Source organism: Streptomyces sp. NPDC001153, assembly GCF_053598315.1.
The window spans coordinates 1-9,059 of record NZ_JBSFJZ010000104.1; the positions used below are offsets into that span (position 1 = coordinate 1).

The following is a 9,059-nucleotide window of genomic DNA, read 5'->3' on the forward strand; positions in this document are numbered from 1 at the left end:
AGCTTCGTCGTGGACGACACCGCCCTGACGACCGGCTGACCTTCCGGCACGGCCCCGGGTCCCGCACGCGGAAGCCGTCCGCGTGCGGGACACGCTGTACCCACCCGGCCGTCGCAGCACGCCACGAGCCGGTGCCGCCGCCCCCCGTTCAGAGTGGCGGAAGGCGCGTTCGAAACCGGGCACAGATTCGGGCTGCGTCGATGGCGCGCCCGTTGTGAGCCCCTGGCGTGCCGGGTCACCAACTGCTGTTGGTCACGCCAGGGAGCTCGCCCGCGTGGGCCATCTCGCGTACGCGGATGCGGGAAAGGCCGAAGGCGCGCAGGTAGCCGCGGGGGCGGCCGTCCACGGAGTCGCGATTGCGCAGGCGGGTGGCGCTGGCGTCACGGGGCTGTCGGCGCAGCTCCCGCTGGGCGGCGGCGCGGTGCTCGTCGGAGCTCCCGGGGAACGCGATGATCGCCTTCAGTGCGGCGCGGCGCGCGGCGTATCGGGCCACGACGAGGCGCCGCTGATCGTTCTTCGCGATCTTGCTCTTCTTCGCCATCAGACCTTCCCTCCACGGGCGCGGATGCGGGCCACCGCGGCCTCGATGCCGATCGTGTCGACCGTCTTGATGCCCTTGGCCGAGAGCGTGAGCCGGACGTGGCGGGCCTCGCTCGGCAGCCAGTAGCGCTTGTGCTGGATGTTCGGGTCGAAGCGGCGCTTGCTCCGCCGGTGCGAGCGGGAGATGCGATGGCCGAAGCCGGGCTGTCGGCCGGTGAGTTGGCAGTGGGCGGACATGGCTGTTCCTCCTTGGGGTGGATGCAGCAACACACTAGCCCCAGATGAAAATGAAAACCAATCCCATGTATGGTGCTGTCCATGGCCCGTAACGAACTGCGCCCGATCATCAAGCTGAGGTCCACCGCCGGCACCGGCTACACCTACGTGACGCGCAAGAACCGCCGTAACAACCCCGACCGGCTCACCCTGCGCAAGTACGACCCGCGCGCCGGCCGCCACGTCGACTTCCGTGAGGAGCGCTGAGAGCCGTGAAGTCCGGAATCCACCCCGAGTACCGCCCAGTCGTCTTCCGTGACCGGGCCGCCGACTACGCCTTCCTCACCCGGTCCACGGCCACGAGCGACAAGACCGTCGAATGGGAGGACGGCAACACCTACCCGGTCATCGACGTCGAGATCTCCTCGGCGAGCCACCCCTTCTACACCGGCACCCAGCGGGTCCTGGACACCGCGGGGCGGGTCGAGCGCTTCGAGCGGCGGTACGGACGCGGACGGAGCGAGCGGTGAACGGGGACGAGGCGCGGCTGCCGGTGGCGATCGTCGGCGGGTTGCACGCGGACGCCCGCCGGGCTGCCGTGGAGCAGATCCTGAGTACGGTCCCCGGCTCGGTCGCGCTGCACCACGACCTGACATCCGCCGCCGACAGGGCGGTGCACCGGACGGTACGCGACGCCGACGGCCTGCTGGGCAGTGGCGATGCACCCCTGGTGAATGACTGCGCGTGCTGCGCACTTCGCGAGGATCTCGTTCCCGAACTGCTGCGGCTCGCAGCGGGGGGAACGTACCGGCTGGCCGTCGTGGAACTGTGGGACTCCGTCGAGCCCCAGGCCATGGCCGGAGTCATCGCCGCCGCCGGTGCACCGCTGGCCCTGACCGGGGTCGCCACCGCGGTCGATCCGGCACTCGTGCTGCCGTACCTGTCCAACGGCGACGACCTGGCCGACGTCGGCCTCGCCGCCGCGCCGACCGACCAGCGCACGGTCGCCGACACCTTCGCCCGGCAGCTGGAGTACCCCACGGTGATCGCCCTCGGCGACGGCGATCCTTGCGACGAGGTCGCCGACGACACCGACCACGCGCTGCTCGCCCAGCTCACACCAGGCGCACGAAGCGTACGGGTGGAGAGCGACGGTGCCCTGGGGGCAGCGCTGTTGGCGGGCTTCGACGTGGCAGCGGCCGCCGCCCGTGTGCATCCTGCGTGCGCGCTGCTGCCGCAGGAGTGCGACGAGCACGGCGTGAGCACCTTCGTCTGGCGGCGCGAACGGCCCTTCCACCCGCAGCGCCTGTACGCGGCGCTTGAGGACCTCACCTGCGCCGCCGCGCGCAGCCGGGGGCGGTTCTGGCTGGCGGACCGCCCCGACACACTGCTGTCCTGGGACGCCGCCGGCGGCGCGCTGTGCGTGGAGTCGGCCGGGCCCTGGCTGGCAGCTCTGCCCGACGCCGCCTGGGAGATGGTGCCCGCCGAGCGCCGCCTCGCCGCCTTGGTGGACTGGCACCCGGAACACGGCGACCGCTGCCAGTACCTCACCTTCACCTCGCCCGGCCTGGACCGCGACGGCCTGTCGGCCCTGCTCGACTCGTGCCTGCTCACCGACGACGAGTACGCGGCGGGCAGGGACCGCTGGAAGCAACTCCCGCACGCCTTCGACGACTTGCTCGACCCTGTGACCTGAAAGAGAGGACCGACCTCACCATGACCCGACGCACCAGCATCCGGCGTCAGACTGCCAAGCGTCAGCGCACCAACCCGCTGGACGCCGCCGGCATCACCTACATCGACTACAAGGACACCGACTTGCTGCGGAAGTTCATCTCCGACCGCGGAAAGATCCGCAGCCGTCGGGTGACCCACGTGACCCGTCAGCAGCAGCGGCAGATAGCACAGGCCATCAAGAACGCACGCGAGATGGCGCTCCTGCCCCACGGCTCCCGATAGGGCGATGGGCGCCGCACCTTCCGTTACGCCCTGTACCGGTAACGGATCCGGCCGCGGGTGAGGTCGTAGGGGCTGAGTTCCACGAGCACTCGGTCGTACGGGAGGATCTTGATGCGGTTCTTCCGGATCTTCCCGCTGATGTGGGCGAGCACCGTGTGCCCGTTCTGGAGTTCCACCTTGAAGGTGGCATTGCGCAGGCACTCGATGACGGTGCCTTCGGCTTCTACGCCCCCTGCTGCCTTTGTCATGGTCTCTCACTTCTCCCGTTCTGTGACGGCGAATTCAGTAGCAAAAACGGTCGCTCGGTGCGATGTGGTGGCGCGTCAGTGGCGGACGAGCTCCAGGGTGCCGGCCGCGCGCCGGGCACCGATGCTCTCGAACAGGGCGGTGGCCGCCGCGTTGGACTCGTCCACCTCGGCCCATGCCGCAGCGGTTCCGGAGTGGTGCAGCGAACCGAGCGTGTGGGCCAGCAGCGCCCGGGCGATGCCGCGGCGGTGCCGTTCGGCCCGGACGGCGATCAGCCCGATCCGAGGCTGCCGGGTCAGCGGTCCCACCCGGACCAGTCCCACGTACTCGTCCATGTGCCTTGCCACCGCGTACTTCGACGGGTCGAGCACGGTGGTCCCCGCCGGGCGGGGCAGCACCTCGGCCGGCATCGTCTGCCATCCGACGGTGGCCTCGACCTCGTCGCGGATGAGGCGGTCCAGGGCGCGCAGCGGGCCCTCCTCCGCCTCACCGGCGGGCACGATCGTCACGCCGGACGGGGGCCGTACCGAGCCGAGCCCGGTGATCTGCGGGTCGGTGGGCACGAGATAGCCCCACTCGCGGCGTGCGGTGGCGAAGCCGGCCCGCTCCCAGGCGGACCTCGAGTCGTCGTCGGCCTCGTCGACGACGGTGTACAGCGGTGTCGGCAGGCCCGCCAGCATCGCGTCGGCGATGCGGTCGAAGACCGCGCCGTGCCACGCGTCGATGCTGACGAAGAGCCGCCCGTCGGGCCGACGCGAAGCGACGCCGCGGCCGACCGTCAGGTCGTCCTCCACAGCGTGCCACTGCGTGTCCGAGACCCGCGTGACCACAACCGGATGGTTGTCCGTGCCCGGAGTGGAATGCACAAAGTTCACAGGTGTTGCCTCTCAGGAGTGCCTTGCCCGAGGCGCTCCCGGCGACACCTACGTCAATCGCCCACCGTGACGACATGGGGGAGCACCCATGGATACAGCCTTCATGGGTCTCACCTCCTCGCGTTCTCTCACGGCCGCTCAGACGCTATCAGCGGGGGCCGGTCAGTCCAACGCATTTATCCGGAGCTCTTGGTGTCCATACCGGGCCGGGCGGCGCCGTGGCTGTGTTCGCCGCCCGGCCCGGGGTTCTCAGGGGCCCGCCACGAGTTCGGGATGCTCATGCTCGCAGGTGCCGTCGATGCCGTAGGTGTCCCAGGCGGGGAACGGGTCCGTGGGCGGCAGGCTCTCCTCGTCGGCCATGAGGCAGTCGGCCAGTGCCGCGTGCAGTGCGTCCGCGTGCAGGTGTGTGCCGATGAAGACCAGTTCCTGGCACTCGGGGCTCTCGGTGTCGCGGGCGGCGGTCGGCTCGAAGCGTGCGACGGAGCCGGCCTGTGACCACAGGCCCGTCACGTGCGGGCGGCTGGAGAGGGTGAAGAAGCCCTTGGAGCGCAGGATCTGTCCGTACGCGCCGCTGTCGAGCTCCTCGGTCACGAACGTCCACAACCTGCCTGGATGGAAGGGCAGTTCGGAGCGGAAGACGGTGGAGGAGATGCCGTACTCCTCCGTCTCGGGTACGTGGTCGCCGTTGAGTTCCCTCACCCAGCCGGGGGCCTGTTGGGCGCGTTCCAGGTCGAACAGCCGGGTGCCCAGCACGTCGCCCACCTTCACGCGGCCGTGGACGGCCGGGACGAGGCGTGCGGCGGGGTTGAGGCGGGTGAGTGTCGCTCGCAGCCGGTCGGCCGACTCCTTGTCCACGAAGTCGATCTTGTTCAGGACGATGACGTCGGCGAACTCGATCTGGTCCATCAGCAGGTCGCTGACGGTGCGTTCGTCGTCCTCGTACTGGTCCAGGCCGCGCTCGGCGAGTTCGTCGCCGCTTGCCAGTTCGGGCAGGAAGTTCGCGGCGTCGACGACCGTGACCATGGTGTCCAGGCGGGCGAGGTCACCGAGAGTGGCGCCGTCGTCGCGGGCGAAGGCGAAGGTCGCGGCGACCGGCATGGGTTCGGAGATGCCGGACGACTCGATGAGCAGGTAGTCGAAGCGGCCTTCGCGGGCCAGCCGGTCGACCTCCTGAAGCAGGTCGTCGCGCAGGGTGCAGCAGATACAGCCGTTGGTCATCTCGACCAGGCGTTCCTCGGTGCGCGACAGAGCCGCCTCGCCGCCGCGCACCAGGGCGGCGTCGATGTTGACCTCGCTCATGTCGTTGACGATGACCGCGACGCGCAGTCCTTCTCGGTTGCCGAGGACGTGGTTGAGGAGGGTGGTCTTGCCCGCGCCGAGGAAACCGGACACGACGGTGACGGGCAGTCGGCCGGAGGGGCCGGACGGCATCATCGCTCAGCCCTCGGGTCGCAGCAGGCCGCGCTCGTACGCCTTCACCAGCCGCTGCGGTACCAGGTATGACACTCCGTCGACGATGACCGGTACGAGCGCCGGCGTGGTCGCCTTCCACTGGGCGCGGCGGTGGCGGGTGTTGCTGCGGGACATCTTCCGCTTGGGAACGGCCATGGGAATCCTCCTGGTTGGGATGGCGAGTACAGGCTACATGAAAATGAACACCATTACGAAGTGGCACGGTTCATGCTTCTCTGAATTCAGGGACCTGTGTACCGTTGTCGGTGTGCTGACTGTTGCCTCCGACATCGAGGTCCTGGTCCGGTTCGGCCGGGCGCTCGCCGATCCGATCCGCTGCCGCATCCTGCTCGCCCTGCGGGAAGCACCCGCCTATCCCGCCGACCTCGCCGACGCGCTGAACGTCTCCCGCACCAGGCTGTCGAACCACCTGGCGTGCCTGCGTGACTGCGGCCTGGTCGTCACCGTCCCCGACGGCCGTCGCACCCGCTACGAACTCGCCGACGAACGCCTTGGCCACGCGCTCGACGACCTGCGCACCGCCGTGGTCGCCGTCGAGGGCGACCGGACGTGTGTCGACGCCGACGACAAGGGGTGCTGCTGACCGTGAGCGCAGAGACATCCATCTCCCTCGGCCCCGACCCGGCCAGGCGCGGCGCGCTTGCCAGGCGGATACGGCTGCTGGTCGCCGCGACCATCACCTACAACGCCGTCGAGGCGGCCGTCGCCCTCACGGCCGGGACCCTGGCTTCGTCCACCGCGCTGATCGGCTTCGGCCTCGACTCCGTCATCGAGGTCTCCTCGGCCGCCACCGTCGCCTGGCAGTTCTCCGCCCGCGAGCACGCGGTGCGTGAGACCCGGGAGAAGACCGCGTTGCGGATCATCGCGCTGTCGTTCTTCGCGCTCGCCGCCTACGTGACCGTCGATGCCGTACGGGCCCTGACCGGCTCAGGCGAGGCGACGCGCTCCCTGCCCGGGATCGTGCTGGCTGCCCTCTCGCTCGTGGTCATGCCGGTCCTGTCGGCGGCCCAGCGTCGCGCCGGTCGGGAACTCGGCTCCGCATCTGCCGTGGCCGACTCCAAGCAGACACTGCTGTGCACCTATTTGTCGGCGGTGCTGCTGGTGGGCCTGGTCGCGGACGCCGTGTTCGGCTGGTCGTGGGCGGATCCGCTCGCGGCCCTCGTCATCGCCACGATCGCGGTGAAGGAGGGGCGCGACGCGTGGCGTGGGCAGGGGTGCTGCGCAAGGCCGTCGGCCGCCGTGCCGGACGACGGCCGGCGGGAGGCGGATGCCTGCGGCTGTGCTCCGGGATGCGACTGCTGCCCTTGACGGTGACCACTCCGGACAGGCAGTGGCGCCGGAGTTCACCGGCGCTCGTCCGCCGCCAGCCGTCGGCCGCAGTCCGGGCACACCCCGGACAATTCCACCGTGTGCCGGACGTTCGCGAACCCGGAGCTCTGGGCGACGGTGTCGGCCCATTCCTCCACCGGGCCGGAGTCGACGGGTCGGCTCAGGCCGCATTCGGTGCAGATGAGGTAGTGGCGGTGTTCGGGTCCCGGGCGGTAGCGGAAGAGGCGTTCACCGCTGGTGTCGCGCACCATGTCGGCCCGGCCGACGCCGGCCAAGCCGGCCAGCGTGCGGTAGACCGTGGAGAGGCCGACCGGTGAGCCGGCGGCAGCGAGCTGGTTGTGGAGGGCTTGGGCGCCGACGAAGCCGTCGGCCCGGATGAGCGCCTCGACCACGATGGTGCGTTGCTGGGTGAGGCGGCCGATCAGCGTGACGTCGTGCGAGGGGATGGGGGTGCACTGGCGGTCGGGTGCCATCGGGTGCCTTCGCTCATGTGCCGGTGGGGACGGCGGTGCGCGTACGAGGACGGGGGACCGGGCGTCGTATCAGGAAGGTCGCGGCGTAGACGGCCGTGGCGGCGGCCATGATGGCGAAGCTCGGCGGTATCTTCGGCACCGCGTACGAGGCGAAAAGCCCCGCCCACATCTCCAGCACCGCCAGCCCTGCGGAGAGGGCGAGCGCACGGTAGGGGCGGTCGGTGAGCCGGATCGCGGCGCCCGCCGGGGCGGCGAGCAGACCGAGCAGGAGCAGGGAACCGACCGCCTGGGTGGCCTCGGCGGCGCTGATGCCTGCCAGGGCGAGGAAGCCGTAGCCGAGCAGCCGGACCGGTACCCCACGAGCCGCAGCCACGGCCTCGTCGAGCGTGGCGAACAGCAGCGGCCGAGCGATGAGGACCACCAGCAGGCCGACCCCGGCTGCCACCAGGGCGGCGACGGCCGCGCTGCCGGCGGAGATGCCGAAGATGGAGCCGAACAGCACGCTGACGCCGGCGGTGCCGTTGGTGGTGCTGCGCGAGGTCGTGTAGAGCGTGATGAAGAAGGCGCCCAGGCCCAGGATCCAGGAGAAGACGCTCCCGATGACCACGTCGTCGGGTCGCGCCTTGCGGCCGAGCGTGCCGAAGAGCAGCGCCATGGCGATGGTGGCGGCGAACAGCCCGAGGCGAAGGTCGGCGCCGAAGGCGAGGGCGGCCATCGCGCCGGTGAAGGCGACGTGGCTGAGTGCGTCGCCGGTGAAGACCTGGGCCCGCAGCACCAGGAAGTAGCCGACCAGTCCGCAGGCGGCGGCGATGGCGGTACCGGCGAGGAAGGCGTGCAGGAAGAACGGGTGGGACAGAGGGGACGCGGCGAGCAGGACGGTCATGCGACCACCTCCTTGGCAGCGGGCGTGGCCCCGGCCCGGGTGCGAGCGAGTACCTCGTGCAGCGAGCGCCGGCCCAGCGCGAGAAGGTATCCGGCGAAGGCGATGGTCGTCACGAAGAAGCCCAGAGGGTAGGGCCAGTAGTAGGCGGCGGTCAGCCCCAGCCAGGTCGCGGCGAAGGCCAGCAGGACGGCCAGGGCCAGACTCAACGCCGGGCGGGCGGTGAGGACTTGCGCGGTGGCGGCCGGGATCACCATGAGGGCGAAGACCAGGAGGGTCCCGGTGATCTGGCTCGCCTCGGCGGTGGCGGCGCCGAGCAGGACGAGGAAGACCACCGACAGAGCGCGGACCGGCACCCCGCGCCCGTCGGCGACCTGCGGGTCGACGGACGCGAACAGCAGCGGCCGCCCGATCAGCGCCAGCACCGCGAGCACCACCGCACCGACCACCGTCAGCACGGTCACCTGGGAGGAGGTGATCCCCAGGAAGGTGCCGAAGAGGATGGTCTGCGGCCCCTCCAGCAGCCCTCTGTACAGGGCGGTGAACAGGAACCCGGACGCGAGCAGGAACGCCTGCACCGTCCCGGTCAGCGCCGACTCCTCGTGCTCACCGCCACCCCGCAGGGCCGCGATGACCAGCGCGGCGGCCACACACAGCGTGAAGTAGCCGTAGACCGCGCTCACTCCGAGCAGGACCGCTCCGGCGGCGCCGGGGAAGGCGACGGCGGAGACGGTGTGCGCGGCGAACGTCTGCCGCCGCAGCACCACGAACCACCCCACGACCGCAGAGACCACGGCCACGACCGCGCCCGCGCGGAACGCGTTGACCATGAAGGGGTAGGACCACATGTCCTGGAAGTCGGTCAGGAGGTTCCACGACCAGACGGGCACCCCCGTCTCAGCGAGCCTCATGACCGCTCCCCGGGATGTCGTGCCGGTCGGTGTGCACGGCCGGTGCCTCCGGCTGGCCCACGACGACCAGCCGCCCGTCCGAGGTCTGCAGCACCTCGACCGGTGTGCCGTACAGCAGGGTGAGCGTCTCGGAGGTGATGACCTCGGTCGGTGTGCC

The 9,059-nt window shown here is 70.5% G+C and carries 15 protein-coding genes; 6 read left to right on the forward strand and 9 right to left on the reverse strand.

Annotated elements, in window-relative coordinates:
• Positions 1-235 precede the first annotated feature (235 nt).
• Complete coding sequence (rpsN, locus tag ACWDEN_RS47480) at positions 236-541, reverse strand: 30S ribosomal protein S14 (RefSeq protein ID WP_351623039.1); 306 nt, start codon at positions 539-541, stop codon at positions 236-238.
• Positions 541-777, reverse strand: a complete 237-nt coding sequence (rpmB, locus tag ACWDEN_RS47485; protein WP_450864317.1) for a 50S ribosomal protein L28 — start codon at positions 775-777, stop codon at positions 541-543. Before rpmB ends, rpsN begins: the two co-directional genes overlap by 1 nt.
• A gap of 81 nt (positions 778-858) precedes the next feature.
• On the opposite strand from rpmB, the gene rpmG reads away from it, so the two are divergent.
• The 4 genes from rpmG to rpsR are packed head-to-tail and all read left to right on the forward strand — an operon-like array spanning position 859 to position 2,715.
• A complete protein-coding gene (rpmG, locus tag ACWDEN_RS47490) occupies positions 859-1,023 on the forward strand; it encodes a 50S ribosomal protein L33 (RefSeq protein WP_351623033.1) in 165 nt (54 codons plus the stop codon).
• A gap of 5 nt (positions 1,024-1,028) precedes the next feature.
• The gene (locus ACWDEN_RS47495; RefSeq protein WP_450864320.1) at positions 1,029-1,286 is read left to right on the forward strand and encodes a type B 50S ribosomal protein L31; all 258 of its coding nucleotides are present in this window, start codon (positions 1,029-1,031) and stop codon (positions 1,284-1,286) included.
• Positions 1,283-2,452: a CobW family GTP-binding protein gene (locus ACWDEN_RS47500; protein WP_351623027.1), complete on the forward strand. Its 1,170-nt coding sequence runs from the start codon at positions 1,283-1,285 to the stop codon at positions 2,450-2,452. Before ACWDEN_RS47495 ends, ACWDEN_RS47500 begins: the two co-directional genes overlap by 4 nt.
• A gap of 20 nt (positions 2,453-2,472) precedes the next feature.
• Positions 2,473-2,715, forward strand: coding sequence for a 30S ribosomal protein S18 (rpsR, locus tag ACWDEN_RS47505; RefSeq protein WP_351623025.1), 243 nt, complete (start codon positions 2,473-2,475; stop codon positions 2,713-2,715).
• A gap of 23 nt (positions 2,716-2,738) precedes the next feature.
• On the opposite strand, the gene infA is transcribed toward rpsR, so the two are convergent.
• The 4 genes from infA to rpmF form a co-directional block, all read right to left on the reverse strand.
• The gene (gene infA, locus ACWDEN_RS47510) at positions 2,739-2,963 is read right to left on the reverse strand and encodes a translation initiation factor IF-1 (RefSeq protein WP_014675926.1); all 225 of its coding nucleotides are present in this window, start codon (positions 2,961-2,963) and stop codon (positions 2,739-2,741) included.
• A 75-nt stretch (positions 2,964-3,038) separates the two neighbouring features.
• Positions 3,039-3,836 (reverse strand): GNAT family N-acetyltransferase, encoded by a 798-nt coding sequence (locus ACWDEN_RS47515; RefSeq protein ID WP_450864323.1) that lies wholly within the window; start codon positions 3,834-3,836, stop codon positions 3,039-3,041.
• A 249-nt stretch (positions 3,837-4,085) separates the two neighbouring features.
• A complete protein-coding gene (locus ACWDEN_RS47520; RefSeq protein WP_450864333.1) occupies positions 4,086-5,267 on the reverse strand; it encodes a GTP-binding protein in 1,182 nt (393 codons plus the stop codon).
• 6 nt (positions 5,268-5,273) lie between these two features.
• Complete coding sequence (gene rpmF, locus ACWDEN_RS47525) at positions 5,274-5,444, reverse strand: 50S ribosomal protein L32 (protein ID WP_055709034.1); 171 nt, start codon at positions 5,442-5,444, stop codon at positions 5,274-5,276.
• Positions 5,445-5,556: 112 nt separating this feature from the next.
• On the opposite strand from rpmF, the gene ACWDEN_RS47530 reads away from it, so the two are divergent.
• On the forward strand, positions 5,557-5,892 hold the full coding sequence (locus ACWDEN_RS47530) for an ArsR/SmtB family transcription factor (RefSeq protein WP_450864325.1): 336 nt from the start codon (positions 5,557-5,559) through the stop codon (positions 5,890-5,892).
• A gap of 2 nt (positions 5,893-5,894) precedes the next feature.
• The gene (locus ACWDEN_RS47535; protein ID WP_450864327.1) at positions 5,895-6,617 is read left to right on the forward strand and encodes a cation transporter; all 723 of its coding nucleotides are present in this window, start codon (positions 5,895-5,897) and stop codon (positions 6,615-6,617) included.
• A gap of 35 nt (positions 6,618-6,652) precedes the next feature.
• Here the strand turns inward: ACWDEN_RS47535 and ACWDEN_RS47540 are convergent, their stop codons facing one another.
• From ACWDEN_RS47540 to ACWDEN_RS47550, 3 genes are read right to left on the reverse strand one after another with little or no spacing between them, the layout of a single operon-like run.
• Positions 6,653-7,111 (reverse strand): Fur family transcriptional regulator, encoded by a 459-nt coding sequence (locus tag ACWDEN_RS47540; protein ID WP_351623013.1) that lies wholly within the window; start codon positions 7,109-7,111, stop codon positions 6,653-6,655.
• 13 nt (positions 7,112-7,124) lie between these two features.
• Positions 7,125-7,994, reverse strand: coding sequence for a metal ABC transporter permease (locus tag ACWDEN_RS47545; RefSeq protein WP_450864329.1), 870 nt, complete (start codon positions 7,992-7,994; stop codon positions 7,125-7,127).
• The gene (locus ACWDEN_RS47550) at positions 7,991-8,902 is read right to left on the reverse strand and encodes a metal ABC transporter permease (protein WP_450864331.1); all 912 of its coding nucleotides are present in this window, start codon (positions 8,900-8,902) and stop codon (positions 7,991-7,993) included. Before ACWDEN_RS47550 ends, ACWDEN_RS47545 begins: the two co-directional genes overlap by 4 nt.
• Positions 8,903-9,059 lie beyond the last annotated feature (157 nt).